The organism is Sphingobacterium sp. 2149 (genome assembly GCF_031455655.1).
Taxonomy (GTDB): domain Bacteria; phylum Bacteroidota; class Bacteroidia; order Sphingobacteriales; family Sphingobacteriaceae; genus Sphingobacterium.
In genome coordinates, this window is record NZ_JAVDTD010000011.1 from 255,985 (window position 1) to 282,556 (window position 26,572).

19 protein-coding genes are annotated in these 26,572 nt (G+C 40.1%); 10 read left to right on the forward strand and 9 right to left on the reverse strand.

The window, feature by feature from the left end; translation table 11 throughout:
- The first annotated feature begins 34 nt into the window (after positions 1-34).
- Positions 35-1,069, forward strand: coding sequence for a glutaminase A (gene glsA / locus J2X77_RS17270; protein WP_209579476.1), 1,035 nt, complete (start codon positions 35-37; stop codon positions 1,067-1,069).
- Positions 1,070-1,176: 107 nt separating this feature from the next.
- Here the strand turns inward: glsA and J2X77_RS17275 are convergent, their stop codons facing one another.
- The 7 genes from J2X77_RS17275 to J2X77_RS17305 form a co-directional block, all read right to left on the reverse strand.
- A complete protein-coding gene (locus J2X77_RS17275; RefSeq protein WP_209579474.1) occupies positions 1,177-2,616 on the reverse strand; it encodes a TolC family protein in 1,440 nt (479 codons plus the stop codon).
- A complete protein-coding gene (locus J2X77_RS17280) occupies positions 2,609-5,773 on the reverse strand; it encodes an efflux RND transporter permease subunit (RefSeq protein ID WP_209579472.1) in 3,165 nt (1,054 codons plus the stop codon). Before J2X77_RS17280 ends, J2X77_RS17275 begins: the two co-directional genes overlap by 8 nt.
- A gap of 20 nt (positions 5,774-5,793) precedes the next feature.
- Positions 5,794-6,876 (reverse strand): efflux RND transporter periplasmic adaptor subunit, encoded by a 1,083-nt coding sequence (locus tag J2X77_RS17285; protein ID WP_209579470.1) that lies wholly within the window; start codon positions 6,874-6,876, stop codon positions 5,794-5,796.
- A 176-nt stretch (positions 6,877-7,052) separates the two neighbouring features.
- Positions 7,053-7,454 (reverse strand): hypothetical protein, encoded by a 402-nt coding sequence (locus tag J2X77_RS17290; protein WP_209579468.1) that lies wholly within the window; start codon positions 7,452-7,454, stop codon positions 7,053-7,055.
- An 84-nt stretch (positions 7,455-7,538) separates the two neighbouring features.
- Positions 7,539-8,753 (reverse strand): DUF763 domain-containing protein, encoded by a 1,215-nt coding sequence (locus J2X77_RS17295; protein ID WP_209579466.1) that lies wholly within the window; start codon positions 8,751-8,753, stop codon positions 7,539-7,541.
- 156 nt (positions 8,754-8,909) lie between these two features.
- Positions 8,910-9,560: a hypothetical protein gene (locus J2X77_RS17300; protein WP_209579465.1), complete on the reverse strand. Its 651-nt coding sequence runs from the start codon at positions 9,558-9,560 to the stop codon at positions 8,910-8,912.
- Positions 9,561-9,653: 93 nt separating this feature from the next.
- The gene (locus J2X77_RS17305; protein WP_293889204.1) at positions 9,654-12,575 is read right to left on the reverse strand and encodes an FAD-binding and (Fe-S)-binding domain-containing protein; all 2,922 of its coding nucleotides are present in this window, start codon (positions 12,573-12,575) and stop codon (positions 9,654-9,656) included.
- A 211-nt stretch (positions 12,576-12,786) separates the two neighbouring features.
- Here J2X77_RS17305 and J2X77_RS17310 point away from each other — a divergent pair, with 211 nt between their 5' ends.
- The 6 genes from J2X77_RS17310 to J2X77_RS17335 all read left to right on the forward strand — a co-directional run bounded on the left by J2X77_RS17310 (position 12,787) and on the right by J2X77_RS17335 (position 18,176).
- Positions 12,787-13,290 carry an FUSC family protein gene (locus J2X77_RS17310; protein ID WP_209579463.1) on the forward strand — a complete coding sequence of 168 codons (504 nt, stop codon included), beginning with the start codon at positions 12,787-12,789 and terminating at the stop codon, positions 13,288-13,290.
- Positions 13,291-13,472: 182 nt separating this feature from the next.
- On the forward strand, positions 13,473-13,946 hold the full coding sequence (locus tag J2X77_RS17315) for an Lrp/AsnC family transcriptional regulator (RefSeq protein ID WP_209579461.1): 474 nt from the start codon (positions 13,473-13,475) through the stop codon (positions 13,944-13,946).
- 18 nt (positions 13,947-13,964) lie between these two features.
- Positions 13,965-15,002 (forward strand): EamA family transporter, encoded by a 1,038-nt coding sequence (locus tag J2X77_RS17320; protein ID WP_209579459.1) that lies wholly within the window; start codon positions 13,965-13,967, stop codon positions 15,000-15,002.
- Between the two features lie 143 nt (positions 15,003-15,145).
- Positions 15,146-15,907 carry a 5'-nucleotidase C-terminal domain-containing protein gene (locus tag J2X77_RS17325; protein ID WP_293889207.1) on the forward strand — a complete coding sequence of 254 codons (762 nt, stop codon included), beginning with the start codon at positions 15,146-15,148 and terminating at the stop codon, positions 15,905-15,907.
- Positions 15,885-16,844, forward strand: a complete 960-nt coding sequence (locus J2X77_RS17330) for a bifunctional UDP-sugar hydrolase/5'-nucleotidase (protein ID WP_209579457.1) — start codon at positions 15,885-15,887, stop codon at positions 16,842-16,844. The genes J2X77_RS17325 and J2X77_RS17330 overlap by 23 nt, the downstream gene beginning before the upstream one ends.
- A 117-nt stretch (positions 16,845-16,961) precedes the next feature.
- Positions 16,962-18,176 (forward strand): MFS transporter, encoded by a 1,215-nt coding sequence (locus tag J2X77_RS17335; protein WP_209579456.1) that lies wholly within the window; start codon positions 16,962-16,964, stop codon positions 18,174-18,176.
- Positions 18,177-18,249: 73 nt separating this feature from the next.
- On the opposite strand, the gene J2X77_RS17340 is transcribed toward J2X77_RS17335, so the two are convergent.
- Entirely contained in the window at positions 18,250-20,253 is a 2,004-nt protein-coding gene (locus tag J2X77_RS17340) for a M13 family metallopeptidase (protein ID WP_209579455.1), read from the reverse strand.
- 163 nt (positions 20,254-20,416) lie between these two features.
- Positions 20,417-21,358 (reverse strand): homoserine O-succinyltransferase, encoded by a 942-nt coding sequence (gene metA / locus J2X77_RS17345; protein ID WP_209579454.1) that lies wholly within the window; start codon positions 21,356-21,358, stop codon positions 20,417-20,419.
- A gap of 420 nt (positions 21,359-21,778) precedes the next feature.
- Here metA and acnA point away from each other — a divergent pair, with 420 nt between their 5' ends.
- From acnA to J2X77_RS17360, 3 genes are all read left to right on the forward strand, one after another.
- Complete coding sequence (gene acnA, locus J2X77_RS17350) at positions 21,779-24,547, forward strand: aconitate hydratase AcnA (RefSeq protein WP_310081798.1); 2,769 nt, start codon at positions 21,779-21,781, stop codon at positions 24,545-24,547.
- A gap of 306 nt (positions 24,548-24,853) precedes the next feature.
- Entirely contained in the window at positions 24,854-25,420 is a 567-nt protein-coding gene (locus J2X77_RS17355) for a pentapeptide repeat-containing protein (protein ID WP_209579452.1), read from the forward strand.
- Positions 25,421-25,559: 139 nt separating this feature from the next.
- The gene (locus J2X77_RS17360) at positions 25,560-26,450 is read left to right on the forward strand and encodes a WG repeat-containing protein (protein WP_310081802.1); all 891 of its coding nucleotides are present in this window, start codon (positions 25,560-25,562) and stop codon (positions 26,448-26,450) included.
- Positions 26,451-26,572: the final 122 nt, after the last annotated feature.

Genomic DNA, 26,572 nt, shown 5'->3' on the forward strand with positions numbered 1-26,572 from the left:
TTCCCTATCTTTGCAATGGACAAATAATTTAAAAATGAGAAAAAATTTCAGATTAATAGCCTGCATAATCGGTCTGATATCTTGCGGATCAATCCCGGTATCCTTTGCTCAAAAGAATACTGAAAATCACTCGGGTACGAATAAAAGTGTAAAAATTGATAAGCCACTATTGGAAAAAATATGGACTACAAATAAAATGTCATTCAATGCAGGAAAAGTTGCTAATTACATTCCTGAATTAGGTAAAGCCAATGCAGCATCCTCAGCCCTTTCGGTTGTAAATAGCGATGGAACAATAGTGAATGTCGGTGATGTAAAACAGAGATTTACCATGCAGAGCATTTCAAAAATTGTTTCATTGATGGTTGCCGTATTAGATAATAGTGAACAGGATATTTTTAATAAGATGGGTTACTACGGCACAGAAAAGCCTTTCAATCACTTTGCTAATCTGGAAACTACGGGCAAGCCCCTCAATCCAATGATGAATGCTGGAGCTATTCTAACAACATCACTTATTAAAGGGAAAGGTGAAGAACCCTTTATTAAAATACTTGATATGATTCGATTTATAACCAACAATGAAGCTATTAATTACAGTAAATCTGTATACAACTCGGAAAGGGAAACTGGTCATCGAAACAGAGGCATGTTTTATATCATGCGCAGCAATGGACTTATTGAAACTGAGGGTGAAGACAAACTCAACAATTATTTTAAGCAATGCTCAATTGAGGTAACAGCTGAAGATCTGGCTAAAATAGGATTCTTTTTTGCCAATCATTGCATACGCTATGATGGAAATAGAAAATACTACAATCCAAGCCTGTCCCAACTTATCTTATCACAGATGCTTATTGCGGGAATGTATGAATTCAGCGGAGAGTACGCCAGAACTGTCGGTCTTCCTAGCAAATCTGGAGTTGGCGGCGGTATTGCAGTAAGTGTACCGAATAAAATGGGTATTGGTGCGTATAGTCCAGCACTGGATCAAAATGGCAACTCTGTTGCAGCATATCGTATGATATTGGATCTAGTGAAAGAAAAATCACTAAGTCTCTTTAATTAAATTTTTGTCTATCCTAGCAGATCAAGGATGTATTTAAGCATAGAGAAACACCACACGGTCACCACAAAAAAGAACCCCGCCTAGCGGGATCCATTCAAACAAACAACTTATTTCCAGCCTCCTCCCAAATCTTTATAGATATTGACAACAGCATTGAGCTGCTGCTTCTTTGTTTCTATCAATTCAAGCTTTGAATCCAGTACATCACGTTGTGTCATTAAAACCTCCATATAGTCTGCCCTCGCTGATTTAAATAGATCGTTGGACACGGTGACGGAATTATTAAGGACCTCAACTTGCTTTGTTTTGAAATTGTAGCTGCGACCAAGGTTTTCAATATTTGAAAGTTGAGTAGAGACTTCTAAGTAAGCATTCAGAATTGTTTTTTCGTAATTATAAACAGCCTGTATTTGTTTTGCGTTGGCCGTATTAAATTCTGCTTTAAGCCCATTTTTATTAATCAATGGTGCCGCAAGCTCCCCGATTAAATTGTATAAAACTGATTCCGGCATCTTGAACAAGTACGAAGGTTTAAATGCCTGTAAACCCAAAGCAGCCGAAATCTCCAGAGAGGGGTAAAACTCTTTCCGTGCAATACTTACATCCAATTTGGCTGCAGCGAGTTCATACTCTGCTTCTCGGATGTCAGGTCTATTGCTTAAGAGTTGGCTGGGTAAACCTGTCTGAACCTTCGCCGGGATCAAATCTACAAAACTACTTTGATCGCGCTTAATCTCCTGCGGAAAACGTCCCAGCAGAAAATTAATACGATTTTCTGTTTCCTTGATCTGTTGTCTAGTTTCAAACTCCATGCCCTTGGTTTTCAAAACCTCAGCCTCAAACTTTTGCACCGCAAGTTCAGTTACACGGGCTGCCTGTTTCTGCAGTCGTATTACCGCAAGCGCATTGTCCTGTAATTCAATATTCTGTTTGATAATAGTCAATTGATTGTCCAATGCCAATAATTCATAATACGAGCGGGCAACTTCAGCAATAAGACTACTCAATACAAAATTTTTCCCCTCTACTGTAGCAAGATAACGATTGAGCGCAGCTTGCTCGCCATCTTTTAGTTTTTTCCAAACGTCAATTTCCCAACTTGCGTACGCGCCAATAGTCAAATCTCCTAGCGGATCGGGCATTTCTTTTCCAGGCGCAATTTCTGTACTAGCATCACCGGCACCCTGGCTGGTATATCGTCCAACTTTTTCAACACCACCACCTGCACGTAGACCAACGGTAGGTTTTAATGCTCCTTTCCGTAACAAAATATCATTCTTTGCAATTGCCAATTCCTGCAATGTAACATTCAACTCCTGATTATTTTTCAACGCTGTATCTATCAATACAACTAAATTTGGATCCGTAAAAAATTCACGCCACTTAACCGACGCTGTGTTCGTTGTATCTGATTTAACGACATCTATATACTGGTTAGGAACAAACTTATTCTCCTGTATTGATGTCGCTTTAGGGACTTTACATCCCGTCACTGCTGCTGAAAGCGAAAATGCAATGACCCATTTTATTTTGCTGCGATTAGTCATTATTATCAAGTTCTTCAGTTAATGGATTTTCATCTTCGTGTTTAATAAGCTTACGTTTGGAGGCAATGGTTCCGAAGATATAGTATAAGCCTGGTATCACCAAGATACCGAAAACGGTCCCAAACAACATACCCCCCGCAGCAGCTGTACCAATCGTACGGTTTCCTATCGCACCAGGCCCTGAAGCCATAACCAATGGAATCAGCCCTGCGATAAAAGCAAAAGATGTCATCAAGATTGGTCTAAACCTTACTTTTGCTCCGTCCAAGGCAGCTTCAATAATGCTCAATCCTTGCGAATGCCGTTGAGCAGCAAACTCAACAATCAAAACTGCATTCTTGCCAAGTAGCCCGATAAGCATGACCAATGCGACCTGTGCATAAATATTATTTTCCAACCCCAATAGCTTCAACAGTAGAAATGCGCCGAAGATTCCAATTGGTAAAGAAAGTAACACCGCAAAAGGCATTATAAAGCTCTCATATTGAGCAGAAAGAATTAAATAAACGAAGCCGAGACAGATCAAAAAGATGTAAATCGCCTGATTTCCACGCCCTACTTGATCCTTGGAGATACCAGCCCAGTCAATACCATAGCCCCGGGGTAAAGTTTTGGCCGCGACTTCATTAATCACTTGAATCGCTTCACCACTACTGTAGCCGGACGCGGCAGAGCCTGAAATTTCAGAGGCCAAATACATATTGTGCCGCGTGATCTCAGAAAGACCGTACACCTTCTCCATATGCATAAATGCTGAAAATGGGACCATTTCATCCTTTTCATTCTTCACATACAGCTTTAAGATATCTTCTGGCAAGGCCCTATATTGTGGCAAAGCCTGAACCATAACTTTGTATTGACGGTCGTATTTGATAAAATTCGTTTCGTAGTTACTACCGACCAAAGTGGAGAGTGTATTCAGCGCATTGTCGATCGTAACACCCTTTTGTTGCGCTAGATCATTGTCTATATGCAACATGTACTGTGGAAAACTCGCACTATAGAACGTAAATACGGATGATAATTCAGGCCTTCTGTTCAATTCACGTACGAAATCCTTACTTACCGTTTCCATTTTTTTGTAATCGCCAGAACCGGCTTTGTCTAGAAGACGAAGCTCAAATCCACCCGCAGCACCATAACCTGGTACAGCAGGCGGTTGGAAAAATTCGATGGATGCCCCTGGTATATTTTTGGCGGCAGCCTCAAGCTGCTCAATAATCTCCTGTGAAGACTCTTTACGATCCTCCCAGCTTTTGAGATTGATCAAACAAGTTCCTGTATTCGCACCTGTGCCTTCGGTTAGGATTTCATAACCCGCTAATGAAGATACGGATTGCACACCATCTATATTTTCCGCTTCTTTTTGCAAGGTTTGAGCAGCCAAATTCGTCCGTTCCAATGTTGAGCCTGGAGGCGTTTGAATAATGGCATAGATCATCCCCTGATCTTCATTGGGAATAAAACCTGCAGGAACAGAATTGTTCAAAAAATATGCACCAATACAAAAGCCAATCAAGACTATAAATGTAAATAACCGTTTATCTAAAATGCCTTTCAACAAGTAAACATATTTGTTGGACATCTTATCGAACAATCTATTGAAAGAATCCAGAAATTTATCGATTATGGATTTCTTTCTTGGCTTGCCATGACTATTCTTCAGCATGATCGCACACAGCGCAGGCGTTAAAGTTAATGCAACAACACCGGACAAAATAATTGAAGTTGCCATGGTAATGGAAAACTGCCGATAGAATATACCTACGGGACCTGACATAAAAGCAACGGGGATAAAAACTGCTGCCATGAGAAACGTGATTGCGACAATGGCCCCACTGATTTCATGCATCGCTTTTTTAGTAGCCTTGTAAGCTGAAATATGAAGTTCTTCCATTTTCGCATGCACCGCTTCAATAACAACAATCGCATCATCCACAACCACACCTATGGCAAGCACCAGGGCAAATAAGGTGATCAAGTTGATTGTAATACCAAAAAACTGCATGAATAAAAATGATCCGACCAAGGAAACTGGCACTGCAATGGTTGGAATCAACGTGGAGCGCCAGTCGCCCAAGAAAAGGAAAACGACAATAGCGACAAGCACAAATGCTTCCAATAACGTATGAACTACTTTTTCCATGGATGCATCCAAAAACTTGGAAACGTCGTAACTAATTTCATAATCGAGTCCCTTCGGAAAAGATGCCTTCAACTCTTTCATTTTGCTTTTTACATCTTGAATGACCTGAGATGCGTTACTTCCATAAGATTGTTTCAAGACAATCGCCGCAGATGGCTTTCCGTTCAGAGTTGAATAGATATCGTACATCGCCGAGCCAAACTTGATATCCGCAACGTCTTTTAAACGTAGCATTTCGCCATTTTCGCCCGCACGTAAAACGATATTGCCATAACCTTCAGTTGTGGTAAAGCGTCCTGGGTATTTCAATACATATTCGAAAGATTGGGAGGTCATACCGGACGATTCACCAGCTTTACCCGGTGAAGCTTCTAAACTCTGTTCGGATAAGGCTTTCATCACCTCTTCTGCTGATATCTTGTAGGCCGTCATACGATCGGGTTTCAACCAAATACGCATGGCTAATTCACGCGTTCCAAGAATATTTGCCACCCCAACACCATCTACACGACGCAATTCGGACACAATGTTCATGTCCGCATAGTTATACATAAAGTTTCCATCCAGCTCTTTATCTTTACTATAGAGATTAATGTACATCAACATATTAGACTCCTCACGTGTAATTTTTACACCTTCACGCACCACAATTGGTGGAAGTTTATTGACGACTGAGGCCACACGGTTCTGGACATTTAAGGATGCCTGATTAGGATCGGTACCTAAGTTGAAGACCACTTGGATACTCGCTTCACCGTCGTTACCCGCATCAGAAGCCATATATTTCATGCCCGGAACTCCATTAATTGCCCGCTCTAAAGGAATGATAACTGATTTAATCATCAACTCACCATTTGCTCCTGGGTACTCGGCAGTAATATTGACCTTCGGTGGCGATATCGAGGGGAATTGCGTTACAGGAAGCTGCACCATAGAAAGCACACCCAAAAACACAATGATCAGTGATATAACGATCGAAAGTACTGGTCTATTTATAAAACGACTAAACATAAGAATTTAAGTGTAAGGGTCTATTCTGTTTTTAATTTCAAATTGGAAATGGCATCTTTAGGTTGCACGAAGCTGTAACTGATCTTCTCATCTTCCTTCGCTTTCTGAATACCATCCAATAAAAATTTATCGTCTTTTTTAAGACCGCTCGTTACCACATACAGATCAGGTAAAGAGTTGCCAATGGTAATATGACGCGCTTTTAATTTACCATCCTTATCGACTACATACACATATTTACGGTCCTGCATTTCATAAGTTGCTTTCTGCGGAATAATTAAAACCTGTTTCAACGGGAAATTCATGACCACCTTGCCGCTCTCGCCATGTTTTAAAAGACGGTTTGGATTTGGAAACTTCGCTCTAAAAGCAATATTGCCTGTTTCACTATTAAATTCACTTTCTATCGTCTCCACCATACCGCTCTGCGAAAATAGCTCGTTATTAGCAAGCAGTAGACCAACGTGGGAATCTCCACGTTTACTTACATTCGTTTGATAGCTCAAATATTCTGGTTCGGAAACATTAAAATAAACCAGCATCTCGCTATTGTCGGAAAGACTGGTTAATAATTCACCTTCATCCACCAAACTTCCCAGTTTCAACGGAATACGGTCGATAGTTCCGTCAAAAGGTGCTCTGATTTCTGTAAAGGAAAGATGCAATTTCGCAATCGCTGCCTCAGCCTTAGCCTGTTCAAGCTTTGCTTTAGCCATCGCTAATTCATTGGGCGATACGACGTTTTTATCGGCTAGCGTCTTTGTGTTTTGAACCTCAATTTCTGCCACATTCACCTCTGCTGATGATTTACGGTATTCTGCCTCATACATCTTCGGCATAATCCTAAAAAGTAGTTGCCCTTTGTGGACAAATTGTCCTTCGTCGACGAATATCTGTTCTAGATATCCTTTCTCTTGAGCTCTGAGCTCAATATTACGGAAAGATCTGATCTGAGAAACAAAATCCTTACGGATAGTGGTATCCATTTGCACAGGCGAGGTAGTAGTGAATTTCTCTTTTTCTTCCTTTTCTTCCTTTTTGGAAGTACACCCGATTTGGCATATGGTAATTGCCAAACTAGCGAGCATAAATACTCTTTTCATTTGTAAGCGTCTAATTAAAAAATAAGTTTGATTGTTTGTTGTGCCGGATGGTGAAATGACCTCTGCTCGGGCTAATGGTCGCTCAGACTTGCCTATAAGTGTGCAAATTGGATGCAACTAAAAGGAATATCCATCAGGATATCCACCAAAGCATACGAAATTTCGAAGGTTATGTATTAAATTCTCCAGTTTTGTTGAAGAACATATCTTTGAGGGAAAAGATAGGCGATGAAATTGCAAAAAGGAATTTTCTTTGCAAATCGAAAAACAAAAATAAAAAGGACAATTGCAAAGAGCAGCAGCGAAACAAGTTGGGATGTGGCATGCAAATCTTTGGTCAATTGAAAATTTTCATAATCAAATTCCGCTATAACAGGGTTATCGTCGTGTATACTACCATACACAAGCGGGTCGATGTGATCAGCTGATGCGTCAATATACTGCTGTAAATCGGCGTGATTGTGCTGATGCATAAAACTAACGGCCGGCCGATCGGATTCAATGAGCACAGCATGGCTATTACTGCTTCTTATAACTAAGAAGCATAAGAAAAAGAATATGGTAATAACCGTTTTCATTGCGGAGCAAATATACTAGCGTACAAACGAATTTATTGATCTTTAACAAATTTTAACAAAACAATTACAATTGGAAGATTCTTCCTAGAAAAGACTGAGTTGCAACCCCGGTGGATTCTTTCTCTGAGGCACTGCTTCCCCGTACACTGTCCTCCCACCGTATTTCCAGGAATCTCGCTTTTCTTCCGCGATAATTTGCTGAATATCAAACTGTGGCTCAAAATTTCTTTCACTATCCAACACCACCTGATGTAATTTGTGGACGGACTTCAATTTGTCTCCATGACCCAATTTAGATTTTTCAATGCCTTTTTTCAAAATCTGAATACTTTCATCGTAAATAGTTAATGGAACCGGAAATGGATGTCCATCCTTACCCCCATGAGCAAACGAAAATCGAGCCGGATCTTTAAATCGGGATGGTGCGCCATGAATTACTTCGCTGACTAAGGCTAATGATTGCAACGTACGGGGGCCAATCCCCTTTAAAAGAAGTAGATCTTCAAAATCAATTAGTGGACTTTCGCGAGCAACGTATAACATCGCGCCCAATCTTTTTAGATTGACATCCGATGCACGTACATCGTGATGAGATGGCATGACCAATTTAGCGAATTCTTGTATAACTTTAAACGAATCCTCTCCCACCAACGTCATAATACCCGCTCTATTTGCTGCCGCTTCAGCAGCCGTTAAATTGAGGATAATACCCTGTGAAGGACCGGTGATACCCGCATGCGGTTCCTCTACAAACGATTTGATCTTTTCAGAATGCCAATGGTAACGACGGGCAGTCCCATCTTTTTCATGCATACCTTGCTGCACGACTGACCAATTGCCATTATCTGCCACGACAAAATTATGTAAATACAATTGGTAACCGTCTTGAATGGCTGTGTTATCCACCTTCGCAACAAGCTTACTACTGCGAATCAAATCGTTACCATTTAATCCAATCCGATCAGAAACCTGAAGCAGTTCTTGTGGGGTTTGCATGGACAACTTCCCTTTTCCGCCGCAGATGTAGAGTCCCAATGACTTGGCGTCAGGATTAATGGCGCGTTTTAATGCACCCATAACAGCCGTTGTAATCCCCGAGGAATGCCAGTCCATGCCAAGAACAGCTCCAAAGCTTTGAAACCAAAAGGGATCAGCAAGCCTCCTTAAAACCTCATCCTTTCCATAATCCATGAGCATAACTTCCACGATTGAACGCCCTAGAGAAGCCATACGCTCGTAAAGCCACGCAGGTACTTTACCAAAATGCAATGGAAGGTCTGCAGTACCGGATTTCCTCATATTAAACTAAATTTATTAGCACAAATCTATCTCTTTTATTTTTAAAAAGCGAAAAAGGCTAGAATTTATCTAGCCTTTTCATTGTATGAGTAATGATACGTTGCCGACAACTATCGCTTCCTGCTCACTGGCATCACACCGTATATAGCATTTCCACTACTTACCCGTTAGCGCCGACAATAATCCAACGCGGAACGAAGGATCCTTCTCCGAAAACTCAATAGAATGCTTGTAGGTATCAACGTTAAAGAAGAGTTCTGCCGGCTCAGCTTTCTTATTATCCAAGAATAATTTAAAGCTATAGGCCGTTTTTTTTGATAGGTCCGCATTCACCTTATTTGATGAAAATACATTCGGAAGAATCACATCCTTTGTAAAAGAATCAGTTGTCGTTGTCTGAAATAATTCACCTAAAGCTTTAATTAAATTATCAGACTGCGCACCTGACGACGAAATTCTAATTTTACCCTTTGTGAAACCAACATCATCACTGGGCTGACCATTTATGATACCGGCGGGAATAAAATCTACAACCTCAAACTTCGCTCCCACCGTATCCTGCTTGTAAAGAGATTTTGTAATATAGATACGACTTGAATCCGTTTTAACTTCATCAGTAATACGTAAGAAAAAATTCTTTTTCTCAGCTCCTGGAGCACCATTTGTGAACTGCTCGATTTTCACGCCATCAATTTTGTTCGCTGCTGTGGTATCGCTTCCATCAGTTTTCTTCTGATTGGAGTTTCCGCAACCAGCCATCAGCATCGTAGCGGTTGCAAGAAATACTATAGATTGAATCTTGTACATAATGAATTGTTTGTTATCAGTTATCAATGATTATTGCTCTTATAATATTACCATTATTACAGATAACAAACAACTATTATCAATGTTTTTATTTTATTTCAATAAAGCATCATATAAAATTTCCACAGGATGATAAGATTTTCGTCCGACCCCATCTTTGATTTGATGTCTACAAGAGGTGCCTGCTGCGGCAATCAAGGTGTCGGCTTCCGTTTTCCGTACAGCTGGTAACAAAACCAGCTCGGCAACTTTCATTGAAACGTCATAATGCTCGGCCTCATAACCAAATGAACCCGCCATACCACAGCATCCAGAAGGAATTGTCTCTACGCTAAAATTCGTCGGAAATGACAATACCTGTTCCGTAACAGTAACCAGATGGAAAGCCTTTTGGTAACAGTGACCATGAAGCTTGATTTTTCTTGCTGTTGTTGTAAACTGTTCCGGGCGAATACGTCCTGCTTTCATCTCAGTCAGTAAAAATTCATCAATCATCAGCGCATTTTTAGCTATGTTTTGCGCCTCAATACGAATATCGTCATCCACCAGGCTTAAATATTCATCTCTAAACGTAATGATACCGGATGGTTCAACCCCTAAAAGCGGTGTTTCGTCGGTTATTAATCCTTTTAAAAAATGGATATTTTTATTGGCAATTTTCTTTGCTTCTTTCACAAAACCTTTAGAAAGGTAAGTCCGTCCACTTTGCACATGTTTTGGAATAATCACTTCATAGCCCAAGGCAATAAGTAATTTATACGCTGTAATACCGATTTCTGCATCATTATATTCGGTAAACTCATCCGAGAAAAGATAGACCTTACGCTTGGCATCCCTAATAGGACCTTGTGTTTTTACCCACTGGCTCAAGGTTGTTCCATTTACTGTAGGCAGCGAACGTTTAGGTGCAAACCCGACGGTTTTCTTGACCAAGCCAGACAGAAAATCATTTTTTACAACAAAATTATAAAGGGGTGCGACCCACGCCCCCAACTTCTGAGACTGCGTGAAATTAGCAATTAGTTTTGTTCTAAATCCGGCCCCATGTTCATCATAATAATGCTGTAAAAATTCTGCTTTCATTTTAGCCACGTCCACACTCGAAGGACATTCCGTTTTACAACCTTTGCAGCTCAAACACAGATCCATGACTTCTTTAATCTCTTCATGATCGAAACGGTTTTTCTTGGTGGAATTTGTTAAAAACTGTCTTAACATATTCGCTCGTGCGCGTGTAGTATCTTTTTCATCACGCGTAGCCATAAACGAAGGACACATTGTTCCACCAGTAATTTCAGTCTTCCGACAATCTCCCGAGCCTGAACACTTCTCTGCCAATCGAAGAATAGACTCCTCTTTAGAAAAATCGAAATAGGTTTTTATTTCTGTCCGGTTGCTATCATTATCATAACGGAGGTGAGAATCCATTGGCGGTGTGTTGACAATTTTATTTGCGTTAAAAACCCCCTTTGGATCAAAGATAAATTTAACTTCTTCAAGTAATTTGTAGACTTTATCGCCGAGCACCTTGCCAATAAACTCTCCGCGAAGACGACCGTCACCATGCTCGCCACTCAATGAGCCATTATATTTCAAAACTAGGTCACTGGTTTTTTCAAGGATAGAACGAAAAGTACGCTTCCCTGCTGGCGTTTTCAAATTTACGAATGGTTCAATATGCAATTCGCCTGCGCCAGCGTGCGCGTAGTATGACGCATGCACACCCTCTTCCACCAAAAGCTTTTGAATATCACTCACATAAGCAGGGAGATCTTCAGGCGACACCGCACAATCCTCAATCAAATTTACGGGCTGACTATCACCCGGTAAATTACGAATGAGCCCCAGTCCCGCTTTGCGTACATCCCAAACTAAATTCGTCTGCTCTATACCCGTAATATAGGGATAAGCATAACCTAGGCCACGTGCAACGAGATCGGCTTTCAGCGCCATCGCTTTCGCTGCTGTTTCGGCCGCTGTATGCCCTCTAAACTCCACAATCAATAGCGCTTGCGGATCGCCCTCTATAAAAAAACGATTATACTTGTACGTTGGATGCCCAACCGTAAAATCCATGATGTATTTATCCACTAATTCTGAAGCTTCCGGCTTGTGCGCTAAAGCCACAACATTACCATGCATACATTCTACCATATCGGCGAAATGAACACAGAGCAAACCTAGTTCAGGAGGAGGCAAGGGCATTAACTTAAGTTTAGCTTCTATAACGACAGCCAGCGTACCTTCAGAACCCGCCAATAAATTACACATATTAAAAGGAGCCGAACGATCACTTAAAATATCCAGCGCGTAGCCTGTATTTCTTCTTGTGATCGATCGCTTTGGATAGCCGGTTTCAATTGCGCTTAAATGCTGAGGATTGGTCAACAATGAATTCATATGACGATAAATATCCCCCTCGCGGCCAGTCAATAATAATTTATTAAAATAAGCCGCTTCGTCTAAGGTTTCAAATGCCACCTCAGAGCAATCATCCAAGATTACATTTGCTGAAATCAAATTGTGCCGTGTATCGCCCCAGACGATCGAATGCAGGCCCGAAGAGTTATTACCAATCATTCCGCCTATCATGGCGCGACTCGCGGTTGAAGTTTCAGGACCAAACATCAGCCCAAAAGGCTTAAGATAGTTGTTTAAGTCATCGCGAATCACCCCCGGTTGAACTCGAACCCATTGCTCTTCAACATTAAGCTCAATAATATGGTTAAAATAACGGGAAATATCCATAATAATACCATGGCCGACTACCTGGCCTGCCAAGGAAGTGCCGGCAGTACGTGGTATGATAGTAACCTTATTCTGTCGCGCAAAATCAATTAATTTTTTAATATCATCAATATCTGCGGGTATCGCTACGGCCAACGGTTTTTCCTGATAGACAGACGCATCGGTCGAATAGGCTAGCAACATCGTTTGGTCCTTAGTTTCATGGGTATAATAGAGCTCCCCTTTGAGTTGTGAAGCTAATGAGGCTAATTGATTCTGATCTTTCACTTAATCTGCATTTAAAGTATAGAACAAATCTAGTCAAATTTATGCATTGGTAAAAGAGTAGAATGCAAGAAATAACCAAATCAAAAGCAAAAAACGCACAAAAACGCAAACAGGAACATTTGCCATAAATGATAATTATATTTCGTTCCTTCCAACAATGCTTGTATTTTTGTAGCACTACATCATTTAAATTAACGATTGATATTCTTATATGCGTAATCTATTCCTTCGCTATACGCTCCATTCAGATTTTATTATATATACGATTCGCGTACTAATTGGATTCCTTATCGGTTATCCTTTATTTGTATCCTTTCCCCAATATTCTGTTTCTTGGACCCTTATCTCGATTATACTGGTGATTTCTCCACAAGAGAATGAATCAAAAAAAATAGCGATCGATCGGGCCAAATCCAATTTCATAGGATCCGCCATTGGACTGAGCTTATATTTTGTTCCGATCCAGCAACTTTACGCAATGGTAATCGGTATCCTGGCCTCGTTGATTACTTGTAAAGTACTCAACATTATAGCTGTAGCGAGGACATCGATGGTTGCGCTAATTATAGTCTATCTGCATGAACAGGAAAGCCGCTCCTACTTCGCTGCCTTAGATCGCTTTGGTTGTGTTTGTTTAGGTTGTTTAATCGGACTGAGCGTCATACTTTCAACAAGAAATATTATTTTGAAATTAAGAAAACGATACATTTTTTGATCTTAAACTCTGCTCACTAAAAGACAATATATTTATTTTCAGACCATTAACACATTCGATCAAATCAAAGTACCACCATATTCGAACAATATTCACTAACACCAGCAAAACAACAGAATTATATTCATTATTTATTATAATATTTTGAATTTTATACTTTATTGCATACCTTTGCGGTCGAAATGACAAAAGTAGAATATAATTTAGATCAGGTCGATTACAGAATCTTGCGTTTAATGCAGGACAATGGACGTATCAACAACGCCGATATCGCCAGAGAGCTGGGAATGGCACCTTCTGCGATTCTAGAACGGGTAAAAAAGCTCGAGCAAAAAGAGGTAATTTTAAAATACAGTGCAAAGATCAATCCTGCAGCGGTCGATCAAAAACTTTTATCATTTATTTTCATAAAAGCCAATGATATCATTGGTGAACAAACAGTTGGGTTGGCACTTGCCGAAATTCCTGAAGTACAGGAAGTACATGACATTGCAGGTGATGATGGTTACCTGATTAAAGTAAGAACTGCAGATTCGACCGGATTAGTTGATCTAATGCGAAATACTTTAAGTAAAGTGGAAGGGATCATCTCCACCCGTACTACAATTGTACTTCAAACTGTTAAGGAAGATCAGCAGGTCGTAATACCTGAGTAATAGAAAGGAAGTTTAATCATGTTGCAAGGACAAAAAAAGGCCGCTAACCCGTTGATGGTTGTTGTCGCCTATATCATTATTTATGTTGTATGGGGATCCACCTTTTTCTTTATAGAAAAGGCACTACATAGTTTTCCACCATTTATTTTAGGTTCGTTTCGATTTGTTACAGCCAGCGCAATTCTAATGACATATTGCGCAATGAAAGGTTATAAATTGTTTAATAAGCGATCCGTTCAGGAAGCAACAATCGTAGGATTTCTATTGCTTTTTGTCGATATGGCTGGGGTTATCTGGGCCGAACAATATGTTTCAGGTGGTGTTGCTGCCATTATTGCTGCAGCAGCAGCGATCTGGTTTATTTTATTGGATAAACCCAAATGGAAAGAAAATTTCAGCAGTATTAGCACGGTTTTAGGTGTCGCGTTAGGCTTCTGTGGAGTGGTGATGTTATTCGCTGAACAGATTATGTCGACCAATGATAATACCGATGGAACACTTAAGGTGATCGCCCTATCTATTTTAGTATTAGGTTCTATCGCTTGGACCGTAGGGTCTTTGATTTCCAAATATTTCAAAAAATCTGAGAAACAAGAGGAAGAGGATTTACATGTCATGGTGAAGACCGCTTGGCAAATGGTTACTGCAGGTATACTCTTTAATATCACCGCCCTTTTCACCGGTGAGTATACAACATTTACGCTAAGTAGCGTGGCACCGGTGGACTGGTTCAATTTGGGCTACCTAATTACTTTTGGCTCAATCCTCGCCTTTAGCTCCTATATTTGGTTACTACAGGTTCGCCCCGCAATGGAAGTTAGTACGTATGCCTATGTGAATCCAATCATTGCACTTATTTTAAGTCATTTTTTCACTTCGCATGTAGTGACCTCATTGCAGATTTTCGGACTAGCTGTGATCTTATTTTCAGTCTTGTTAATGAACTGGAAAGCGTATCGAGCCAAACTGTCCGCGCGTAGCAAAAGTAGAAAAGTTCTCCAACCAGAGAATAAGTTGGATACCAACCCTATCGCTGAGTCGGAATTAGTACACTAGGTTGTTATTTTTCTAATTATATGGACAAAGCTTAACATACGATGTTAAGCTTTTGTTGTTTTTAAAAATTAGCTAACATTGGATAAGATTTGTTCATATATAATTGGCTAACTTTGCCCAATATTTGGTTAAACGAAAAAAGAATGAAGATATCAAAGCAAATTGCCTTTATTGGTAGCCTTGGATTCGGTTCGCTTTTGATGGTTGCCAGTTGTAGCAAGCAGCTCCATCCAACGCAGAAAGATTTCCAACAATATCATATCAATAGCGATATGCAAGCTGATCCTACAGTCGTATCAATCTACGAGCCCTTCAAACATAAAATGGAAGTTGAGATGAATCGAGTGATAGGACATGCAGACAAAGCGTTGACAAAAGAGAAGACGGCAGAAACATTAATGGGCAATTTTTTTTGTGAAGCCTTGTTGTGGATGAGTGAACACAATGCCCATAACCCTGCGGATTTAGCATTTGCTACTAAGGGTGGAATCCGAAATGATCTGAAAGCAGGCGATATTACCGTTGGACATATTTTCGAGGTGATGCCTTTCGAAAACACTTTAACAATTCTCGAACTCAAGGGAAGTCAAATTCGTCAACTTGCAGACTATATCGCCTCAACACATGGTCAACCCATCGCTGGGATGACGTTGACCATTACAGGCAACAAAGCCCAGGACATTAAAATCAAAGGTTTAGCAATTGAAGACAATAAGTTGTATAAATTGGTAACCTATGATTATCTCGCTAATGGTGGCGACAACCTGACACTGTTGACACAATCTGTATCACGGGCAAATTATCCGCAGCGGATGCGTGAAGGACTGATTGAATACGTGAGTGAATTAACGAAAGAAGGCAAAAAAGTAAATGCAGAATTAGATGGAAGAATTAAAATCAATTAACCGAAGATCATTTATCAAGCAAGTTGGTGGATTTTCTGCTGCAGTTGCATTGGGGTCACTTCCTTTTCAAGCTAACGCTAAGAGCAAAAAAGTAAAACTTACAATCTTACATACCAACGATGTGCATAGCCGCATTGAACCTTTTCCTATGGATGGTGGCAAATATCAAGGATTGGGTGGTGTGGCTCGCCGAAGCACGCTTATCAATAAAATTCGCAAAGAAGAAGAACACCTCCTATTATTAGATGCGGGCGATATGTTTCAAGGTACACCCTATTTTAATCTATTTGGAGGTAAGCTGGAGCTGGATCTCATGACGAAATTGGGGTATGACGCTGGGACATTTGGAAATCACGAATTTGACAATGGACTGGACGGACTTGTGAAATACCTGGACCATGCTAAATTTCCGTTTTTAACGGCCAATTACGACTTTAAAGGAACAGTATTGGAAGGAAAAACCAGCGATTACACCATATTTCATAAGGGTGGTATAAAAATCGGTGTATTCGGGCTCGGTGTAGATATCGAGGGATTGGTAGATCCCAATAACTTTAAGGGAATGAAATATCTGGATCCAATTGAGGTATCCAAAAAGGTGGTAAAGATACTCAAGGAAAAACATAAATGCGATCTCATCATCTGTCTGTCGCATTTAGGTTACCAATATGAAAACGATAAAGTGTCGGATTTGGTGCTTGCAACTAAAACATCAGATATCGACTTAATTATAGGCGGGCATACGCATACATTTTTAAATGAACCCACATTAGTTACCAATTTAAAAGGTACGAAGACCGTTGTGAATCAAGTCGGTTTTGCAGGGATTAATCTGGGGAGGATTGATTTCATTATGGAGCCGGGTTCCAAAAAGAAACAAATGGTGGCGAGCACCTATCAAGTCGATCCTACAATTCCAGCGTCCATGTTGGCATAATTTGATTCACTATTCATAAATGCCAAATTGACTAATCAATTTGGCATTTTTTTTCAAGACAACAAGAAGACTTATAGACTTAAAACACGAGGTTTATATAAGCTGATTTACCCTTTAATGAAAAGAATTTTATCAATATACCTAGACTCCTTTAGAGGACTCTCACAAGCTGCATGGCTGCTTGCTATCGTCATGCTGATCAATAGAATGGGAAGCATGGTGATTCCATTTCTCGGCCTTTACATGACCAGAGTTTTGCACTTCGATATAAAACAAGTCGGAATTGTTTTGATGTGTTATGGCGTTGGCTCCGTCTGTGGATCTTACATAGGAGGCTGGCTGACCGATCGAATTGGTAGTTTCAAGGTTCAGTTCGGAAGTCTTGTGTTGGCCGCTCCTTTATTCCTACTGATACCATACTTTAAAGAGGTACAGTCGCTATCAATCATGATTTTTACGTTAAGCTTGATTTTTGATGCTTTTAGACCTGCAAACTCCGTCTCAGTAGCAAGTTACGCTAAACCCGAAAATATCACCCGCGCCTTTTCATTGAATCGTTTGGCTATCAATCTGGGCTTCTCGATCGGTCCAGCGGTGGCAGGTTTTCTAGCATCCATCTCTTTCAATTGGATATTTTATGGAAATTCCCTTGCCGTTCTCTGTGCAGCAATAATTTTCTTTGTCTTTTTTCATAAAAGACAAAAAAGAAGCGATATCAGATCAAAAAAAGAGACTACACCTGATAATGAAATGCCTCAAAAAGGACGAAATCCTTATACCGATGTGCCATTTATCCTATTCAATATCTTTTGTTGTATCTTCTCTTTTTGTTTTTTTCAGCTGATCACTACCTTACCGATATTCTATCGAGAAGTTCACCATTTGAATGATCACCAAATTGGATTTCTGCTTGGATGGAGCGGCTTCGTCATTGTGTTATTAGAAATGTTTATTGTTCATATTGCCGAGAAGAGATTTTCATTAATTAGCACACTCGTCTTTGGAACATTTTTATGTGCCATTTCATATGCTATGCTAAATTTTACTGGTGGACTTGCTTGGTTATATTTCACATTTTTTATTTTTGGATTGGGAGAAATGCTCACATTGCCTTTTATGGCAACCGTTTCTGTCAATCGGTCTTCCCCGAAAACCCAAGGAGCCTACATGGGCTTCAACTCACTGGCCTTTTCAGCTGCAAATATTTTTTCGCCAATCCTGGGCACAAGTATTGTTGATTCCTTTGGTTTCACAACGCTATGGTGGGCAACTGCATTGAGTTTATCCGTTACAGCCATTGGGTTCTATTTGGTTTTGAAATGGATGAGATAGCTTAAATTGAGTCAATATAAAGGGCGTATTCCATTTTGCAATACGCCCTTTTTTAATTGATCTCATGAACAAACTACCAAATTTTAATCCGCTTATTCACAGGAACAAACATTTTGTCTCCCTCCTTGGTATTCCAAGCTTTGTGAAAAGCGTCCAGGTTAATAATCGGCGCAAAAGCACGATACTGCGCTGGAGAATGGGGATCGGTCTTCACTTGGTTGACCACAAACTCATCCGTTGTTTTGGTCCTCCAAATAGTTGCCCAAGAAAGGAAGAAGCGTTGATCTTGTGTAAACCCATCTATCAATCCAGGATTGCCCTTATCTTTCAAATAAAGTTGCAAGGCATCAAAAGCGACAGATGAGCCGCCCAAATCACCGATGTTCTCGCCCAATGTGAAACGACCGTTTACAAAAACTCCTGGCACAGGTTCATAAGATTCAAATTGACGGACCAATGCATCTGCAGCGGCTTCAAATTTTGCCTTATCACTATCGCTCCACCAGTTGTTCAGATTTCCATTCCCATCATATTTAGCACCCTGATCGTCAAAGCCGTGTGAAAGTTCGTGACCAATTACCGCACCAATACCACCGAAATTAACAGCTGCATCGGCCTTGTAATCATAGAACGGAGGTTGAAGAATAGCCGCGGGAAAGACAATTTCGTTAAACAATGGACTATAATAAGCGTTTACAGTTTGCGGGGTCATCCCCCATTCAGACTTGTCCACTGGCTTATCTTGTTTAGCCAAATTTTGATAAAATGCCCATTTGCTTGATGCCAATACATTTTCATACAACGACGTACCCACTTCAAGTTTGCTATAATCTTTCCACTTATCTGGGTAACCAATTTTAACTTTAAACTTAGCCAGTTTTTCCAAAGCCTTTACTTTTGTGTCGTCAGACATCCAGGTCAAGTCCTTGATATGCTGGCCGAATGCTTTAATCAGATAGCTTACAAGCTCCTCAGCCTCGGCTTTAGCCTTTGGAGGAAAGCTTTCTTTCACATATAATTTACCCAATAGCTCTCCCGCGATGGAGTTAACAAACTCTACGCCGCGCTTGTCTAGCGCACGTTGTTCTTTTTGTCCTTTTAACTTACGCCCCCAAAAATCAAAAGACAGATCGTTTAATTCTTGCGTAGTGTACGACGCCGCGTTATTTAGCACATGAAATGTCAATAACTCTTTAATCACCGGTAAATTTTTAGGATTGAAAACTTTGTCAAGATTTTCATAGTATTTTATTTCCGGTATAATAACCGTGTCAGCCTTAAAACCGACGTCATTTAAGTATTTTGCAATATCGATATTCTTCACGATTTTTTTCAGATCCGCAACAGCGATCGGATTATACCGGCCATTGGCATCCCTTGATTGCTCAACAGTTTTAAGATTTGAGGCCAACTGCTTTTCAAAGGCAACAATTTTCGGCCCCTTTAAATCCCTTGTAAGTTGACCTGATTTGGCATAAAGTGAAGAGATATAAGTCGAATAATCATTTAATGTCTCTTCATTCTTCTTGTCATTTACCTGATAATAGGATCTTCCCAACCCGAGACTTCCTCCACCTAAATATAGCGTATTGACATCTGAATTCTTAAGATGTGCATAAACATAACCACTGAAAAAAGGATTTCCGCCAATAGGCCCCACTTCGACAAGATACTCATACAAGTCGCTGAAATTTTTAATCGCAGCGATTTTATTAAGATATGGCTTAACTGGCTCCAAACCGAGTTTGTTACGCGTCTTCATATCTACGAACGATTTATACAAATCTGCGATCTTCTGATTGTCTGTTCCTTTCTGAAATTCACCTGAAAGTGACTCTTGCAGGACCTTTAATGTAGCAATATCTGTATTTTCACGAAGCTCATCAAATGATCCCCATCGCGCCTTATCGGAAGGAATCTTGACTGTTTTCATCCATTGTCCATTCACAAAATTGTAAAAGTCATCTTGAGGGCGTACGCTTTTATCCATGTAAGTCACATTAATTGCATTGTTTTGCGCATGGCTTATCAATGAACCACAGGTCAGCAGGGCTGCTAAGAGTATGTTTTTCTTCATATAAAATTTAGTTTGTTTATCGCTATATACAAACTTAAGAAAAGTTATTCTATTGTCGATGCAACAAATGAGTTTCAAAAAGCAACTTAGATTATCCGCGACAATTGGAGATTTGTCTTAAAATAGCATACTATTCTAATGGGTTTCGTCGGGATAAAAGCGATTACCCCTGTTTGATTTCCCCCAAATGGATAACATCTTTCAGGTCAAAAGGTGTTTCCTGATAAACGAAGTAATTCAACCAATTATTGAACAACAGATTGGCATGGCTTGTCCACCGAACCAAAGGGCGATTCTCAGGATTATCATCGACATAATAATTGACAGGCATTGCAATCTGCTGACCTTTTTCCAAGTCTCGTTTATATTCTTCGTCCAATGTAAAAGGTGCATATTCCGAGTGTCCAGTCAAATAAAACTCTCGCCCCCCACGGGATGAAGCGATCGCAATGCCCGCTTCCGGAGATTCTGAAAGAATTTCCAAACCATCCTTCGTTAAAAGATCATCCTTTTCAACAGTCGTATGGCGGCTATGGGGGATATAGAATTCATCATCAAACCCCCGAAACAAAGGGTGTCTCTTATCTAAAGCTGTATGCTTAAATACACCAAAAAGCTTCTCTCTTAACGGCTTCTTCTCTACCTCATAAAAATGATATAATGCCGCTTGGGAAGCCCAGCAGATATACAAACTGGAGGTTACATGCGTTCTCGCCCAATCAAAGATCGTCTTGATTTCATTCCAATAGGTCACCTCCTCAAAAGCAACCATTTCAACCGGAGCACCCGTAATGATCATACCATCGTAGAAGTTTTCCTTTACCTCAGTCAGACTCTTGTAAAACATTTCCAAGTGCTCTTCCGGTGTGTTCTTAGAGACATGTGTTTCAAGTCGTAAAAACTCCATTTCCACCTGCAAAGGATTATTAGACAGCAAACGGATAAAATCTGTCTCAGTGGTAATTTTAAGAGGCATTAAATTAAGTACTAAAACACGTAGTGGTCTAATATCTTGCTCATTTGCTCTTAAATCGCTCATGACAAATATATTTTCCTTTTTCAACAGCTCAATGGCAGGAAGGTTATTAGGAAGTTTGACGGGCATAGATAATTTCTCCTTATACAATTAGCATGCAAAATTAGCAAGAAAATGCCGAAAATACTAAATGAAACATAAATTATCTTCCATTATCTTGCTATCTTGAATAATCCTAGAATCTATCCCCAGTCCGATTCTAGCGGTGCAGAAAAAAACAATAAACCCATCAATAAAACACTCCACTACTAAATTCTGTTAGTCCTATTGTACGATGCTTATTTATTGCCATTTTCATAATACCTAACAGAATACCAATAACTTCATTTGATTGCTTCAAAAGGATCAAATACTTAGTTTGACGTTTTTTTTAACCATTCCTAACCACAGGTCGATTTTACATAAAATAGATAAAGGTGTGTGTAAAAGATATTACAAACAAATTTGGGCCTATGAATATTATATACTAAGAAAAATAAGTAGATGAATATGAGCAAAGAGAAATCAATACGCGAAATTGAAATTAACGGAAGATCTTACCATTACAGTTCCATTAAGGACCTTCCGGAAGGTAGCATCAATCACTTACCCTTTAGCATTCGGATATTATTGGAGAATGTTTTGCGTAACCACGATGGATTCAGTATCACGGATGAGCACGTTAATACACTGATCAACTGGTCGCCCCAGCCCGTAGATAAAGATATTCCTTTCAAACCAGCCCGGATTTTAATGCAAGATTTTACAGGAGTACCTGCAGTGGTCGATATGGCATCCTTACGTGCCGAATTTATCCGTCACGGCAAGGATGGACAGAAGATAAATCCTGCCATACCAGTGGATCTCGTGATTGACCACTCCGTTCAGGTAGATTACTTTGGCACTGAATATTCTTATGATAAAAATGTCGCGTTGGAATATGAACGTAACCGCGAGCGTTATGAACTTCTTAAATGGGCGCAGAAAGGATTAGAAAATTTTACTGTCGTTCCACCGGGTATGGGTATCTGTCACCAGGTCAATTTGGAATATCTAGCCAAAGGCGTCGTAGCGCATGACAATTGGCTTTTTCCAGACACATTAGTAGGTACAGACTCGCACACGCCAATGGTCAATGGTATTGGCGTTTTAGGCTGGGGAGTTGGCGGCATAGAAGCTGAAGCAGCCATGCTTGGACAACCCATCTTTTTCACCTGCCCAGAAGTTATAGGTCTCAAGCTCAGTGGAAAAATACCAGGTATATGCACCGCCACGGATATGGTACTTTCCATAACAAAAGTCTTACGCGAAAAAGGCGTTGTCGGAAAATTTGTTGAAGTATTTGGAGAGGGATTAGACAGCCTATCGGTAACAGATCGTGCAACCATCTCAAATATGTCTCCGGAATTTGGCTGTACGGTTACGTATTTTCCAATTGATGATCGAACCCTCGAATACATGCATAGTACCAATCGAAGTGCTGAACAAATTAAAATTGTTGAAGATTATTGCAAAAACAACCTACTTTGGCGTACGGGCAACGAGGATATTCAATATTCTTCGGTGGTAGAATTCGATTTATCCAACCTAGAGCCTACTGTGTCAGGTCCCAAACGTCCTCAAGATAAAATTTTGGTAAAAGATTTAAAGGCTACATTCTCAACACTCTTAGACAGCGAACACCATCGTCAATATGTTCCAGTGCTGCAGCGATCTGAATCAGCATGGCTCGCCGACGGCGGTTCAGGCACAGAGTTTACCTTTGGAAAAGTACCTGTCGACCATGCTTCGCCACATGAAGTTATTCAGGAGTCTATTCATGCCGTTCGCATCAAACACAATCATAAGGAGTATATTGTTAGTGATGGTAGTATTGCCATTGCTGCCATAACGAGCTGTACAAACACATCGAATCCTACCGTCATGATCGGCGCTGGTTTATTGGCTCGAAACGCGATCGAACGCGGACTTCGCACAAAATCTTGGGTAAAAACTTCCTTAGCACCTGGCTCAAAGGTCGTTACCCAATACCTCGAACGATCGGGACTTCGCGCAGATCTTGACGCCCTGCGTTTTCACACCGTGGGCTATGGTTGTACCTCCTGTATTGGAAACTCCGGCCCTCTCCCGCCCCAAATCGCAGAAGCGGTAGAAAAGGGTGAACTGATTGTCGCCTCAGTATTATCTGGCAATCGAAATTTTGAGGCACGTGTGCATCCGCAGGTCAAAATGAATTTTTTGATGTCGCCGATGCTTGTTGTTGCCTATGCCCTCGTCGGGAGAGTTGATATCAACCTATTGGAAGAGCCAATTGATTACGACCCCAACGGTGAGCCTGTATATCTTAAAGATATTTGGCCCACCCGGGAAGATATTATGGAAACCGTCAATGCCTGTGTCAAACAGTCAGATTTTCAAGAAGTTTATGATGTGATCTTCGACGGGTCAACAGATTGGCAAGAACTTGAAGTAAATCTTGACCAGAATTACCAATGGGACAATACTTCCACTTACATCAAGGAATCACCTTTTTTCGAAAATTTACAGGCTGTTCCTAACCCTATACAGGATATTAAAAATGCACGGGTGCTTCTTTATCTCGGCGATTCGGTGACGACGGATCACATATCTCCTGCCGGCTCATTCAAAGAAGACACGGCAGCTGGACAATACCTCAGGTCACATCAGGTAAGTAAAGAAGATTTTAATTCCTATGGATCCAGACGTGGCAACCACGAGGTCATGATGCGCGGAACATTTGCCAATGTACGTATCAAAAACAAAATCGTCGATCGCGAAGGTGGATTTAGTCGCTATTTCCCTAAGAATGAGGTAAAAACGGTGTATGATACTGCTATGAATTACCGTAATGACAATACGCCGCTGATTATATTGGCTGGAAAAGAGTATGGTTCGGGCTCTTCGAGAGATTGGGCGGCCAAGGGGACATTTCTGCTTGGCGTACGGGCTGTAATTGCTGAAAGTTTTGAGCGTATCCATCGAAGCAATCTGGTCGGCATGGGCGTGGCACCACTGGTTTTTATCAATGATGAAAATGCCGAGAAATTAGGCCTAGACGGAACAGAAGTTTATACCATCACAGGACTGGAAACCGACTTAACACCCCATAAACTGCTCGCGGTAACGGCTGTACATGAAACTGGAAAAGTCACCACATTTCAAGTAAAAGCAAGGCTTGATTCGGCCATCGAAATTGAATATTTTAAGAATGACGGCATCCTACAATATGTACTACGTCAATATTTAAAAAATAACTAAGATGTATTAATACGATCCAGGATTTATTAGCATGTAAAGGGCACCCAAAGGTGCCCTTTAACAATTTATACTAAACCCTACCAGAGTTCTACAATGCTCCAACTTGGTACCCAGCATCCCCATGGTGATGTCTATGGCTTTACCAAAGATAGCCTTAAAAAATCAGCATTTGTATCCCTAGAAACAGGTATTTTCTGCGAGTCAAAACATCAAGATCTAATTCATATTAAAATGAAATCATTCCGAAGAATTCCTTATTTTAGCTAAAATCAATACCAACTAGAATCAATGCCAAAACGTTAGCAAATGAAAGAGCTTGTCGAACAAACAATCACTAAACAGACTTTCACAACCGAACTAAAAGAAGTTCAAGAATACTATAAATGCATTTTTGAACAATGCGATTTTCAAAATGTGGAGCTGGTAAACCTCATTTTCGCAAACTGTGAATTTAAGTCTTCCAATGTCTCCAATGTCAGTTTAAATGGGACACAATTAGATCATGTTGTTTTTGATAACTGTAAAATGCTGGGCATAAACTTTAATGCATGCAGTTCATTTTCCTTTCATGTCAATTTCAGCAATTCTGTGCTGGATTACTCCTCTTTTTTTGAAAGAAACCTAAAGAAGTTTAAATTTGAAAACTGCTCTTTGCAACACGTGGATTTTGAACGCGCCAATCTTCAGCATGCGGTATTTAAAAAGACTAATCTATTCAATGCCCGTTTCGTTCAATGTAACCTCGAAGGCTGTGATTTTAGATCGTCCATCAATATACAGCTTGATCCAGACGCCAATCGCATGAAAAAAAGTAAATTTAGCCTAGAACAACTGCCCGGACTATTGCTTAACTATCAATTGACCATTGACTAAATACCAACACCATACATCGATAAGGTCTTGTTGCTTGCTGAAAGAAAAGACCGAAGTGGATTTATCGTTAAAATAACGGATTTCAGGGATACAACGCCTTACTTGCAATCAGGATATTTGTGCTTCAAAGTTTAACAAAATGAAAAAAATATCCTTATCATTCGCAGCCTTTCTGGTAACCAGTACGATGTCGTTTGCTCAAATAAATGAAACGTTCAAGACCAACAATTCGAATGAGCATTCCAGCGACTCAACCGAAGAAAACACAATAGAGAGCAATCAAATGGCTGAAAATCTCTATGTCTTCGAAGATGCCACAACTCGTCTTGTGGGATTAAAAGACAGCGAGAAAAAAACAATTGTACCCGCCCAATATCTTTACATCGCGCCATTTGTCGGAGATATCAGCATAGTTCAATATAAGAATGAGAAATATGGCACTATTAACTCAGTTGGTAAAGTAACAATCCCTTTCAAATATGATTATTTAGGCTATGATCATTACCTTGAACAATTTGTTTTTGGACTAAACGAGAGATATGGAGTGATGGATAAAACCGGAAATATTTTGATTGCAGCAAACTATGATATGATATCGGTCATTAATGGCGGATATGCTATCTTTCAATTAAATAACAACTATGGACTTTTGAATCAAGGTGGTAAAATCGTTATTCCGGCACGATATAGCTACATTTCAGAAAATAATTCAACGCATTTCATTAGCATCGAAAACGACAAGTATAATCTTGCTGACATAAAAATGAATCGGATCATTGCACCTGATTACGATTTTATTTCAATTACCGAAGAACCCAATCTTTTCCTGGCGAGCAAAGATGGAAAATACGGCTATTTAGATGGACAGGGAAAAATAGCAATCCCATTCATATACAGCGGAGCTACTGCTTTCAGTGATGGTATAGCTTCTGTATCTTTAGCGGATTCGGATGATGTAATTTTGATTAATACCAAAGGCGAACGCATAGAAATAGATACAGAAGAAGAAGAAAGTGATGTTAATCAATAACCAACAACAAAAAAGACCGGCTGCAGATGAGGGCACTGAAAAAGTCTCAAGTTTTTAATGAGTCCTAAAGAAATGACTGAGTATCGGGTTTACCTTACTCGGTCATTTTTGTTTAAAGGATT

Bases quoted from the DNA above. Each gene is read 5' to 3' on its own strand.
- glsA (WP_209579476.1), top strand. From the start codon at position 35: ATGAGAAAAAATTTCAGATTAATAGCCTGCATAATCGGTCTGATATCT.
- J2X77_RS17275 (WP_209579474.1), bottom strand. From the start codon at position 2,616: ATGACTAATCGCAGCAAAATAAAATGGGTCATTGCATTTTCGCTTTCA.
- J2X77_RS17280 (WP_209579472.1), bottom strand. From the start codon at position 5,773: ATGTTTAGTCGTTTTATAAATAGACCAGTACTTTCGATCGTTATATCA.
- J2X77_RS17285 (WP_209579470.1), bottom strand. From the start codon at position 6,876: ATGAAAAGAGTATTTATGCTCGCTAGTTTGGCAATTACCATATGCCAA.
- J2X77_RS17290 (WP_209579468.1), bottom strand. From the start codon at position 7,454: ATGAAAACGGTTATTACCATATTCTTTTTCTTATGCTTCTTAGTTATA.
- J2X77_RS17295 (WP_209579466.1), bottom strand. From the start codon at position 8,753: ATGAGGAAATCCGGTACTGCAGACCTTCCATTGCATTTTGGTAAAGTA.
- J2X77_RS17300 (WP_209579465.1), bottom strand. From the start codon at position 9,560: ATGTACAAGATTCAATCTATAGTATTTCTTGCAACCGCTACGATGCTG.
- J2X77_RS17310 (WP_209579463.1), top strand. From the start codon at position 12,787: ATGCGTAATCTATTCCTTCGCTATACGCTCCATTCAGATTTTATTATA.
- J2X77_RS17315 (WP_209579461.1), top strand. From the start codon at position 13,473: ATGACAAAAGTAGAATATAATTTAGATCAGGTCGATTACAGAATCTTG.
- J2X77_RS17320 (WP_209579459.1), top strand. From the start codon at position 13,965: ATGTTGCAAGGACAAAAAAAGGCCGCTAACCCGTTGATGGTTGTTGTC.
- J2X77_RS17325 (WP_293889207.1), top strand. From the start codon at position 15,146: ATGAAGATATCAAAGCAAATTGCCTTTATTGGTAGCCTTGGATTCGGT.
- J2X77_RS17330 (WP_209579457.1), top strand. From the start codon at position 15,885: ATGGAAGAATTAAAATCAATTAACCGAAGATCATTTATCAAGCAAGTT.
- J2X77_RS17335 (WP_209579456.1), top strand. From the start codon at position 16,962: ATGAAAAGAATTTTATCAATATACCTAGACTCCTTTAGAGGACTCTCA.
- J2X77_RS17340 (WP_209579455.1), bottom strand. From the start codon at position 20,253: ATGAAGAAAAACATACTCTTAGCAGCCCTGCTGACCTGTGGTTCATTG.
- metA (WP_209579454.1), bottom strand. From the start codon at position 21,358: ATGCCCGTCAAACTTCCTAATAACCTTCCTGCCATTGAGCTGTTGAAA.
- acnA (WP_310081798.1), top strand. From the start codon at position 21,779: ATGAGCAAAGAGAAATCAATACGCGAAATTGAAATTAACGGAAGATCT.
- J2X77_RS17355 (WP_209579452.1), top strand. From the start codon at position 24,854: ATGAAAGAGCTTGTCGAACAAACAATCACTAAACAGACTTTCACAACC.
- J2X77_RS17360 (WP_310081802.1), top strand. From the start codon at position 25,560: ATGAAAAAAATATCCTTATCATTCGCAGCCTTTCTGGTAACCAGTACG.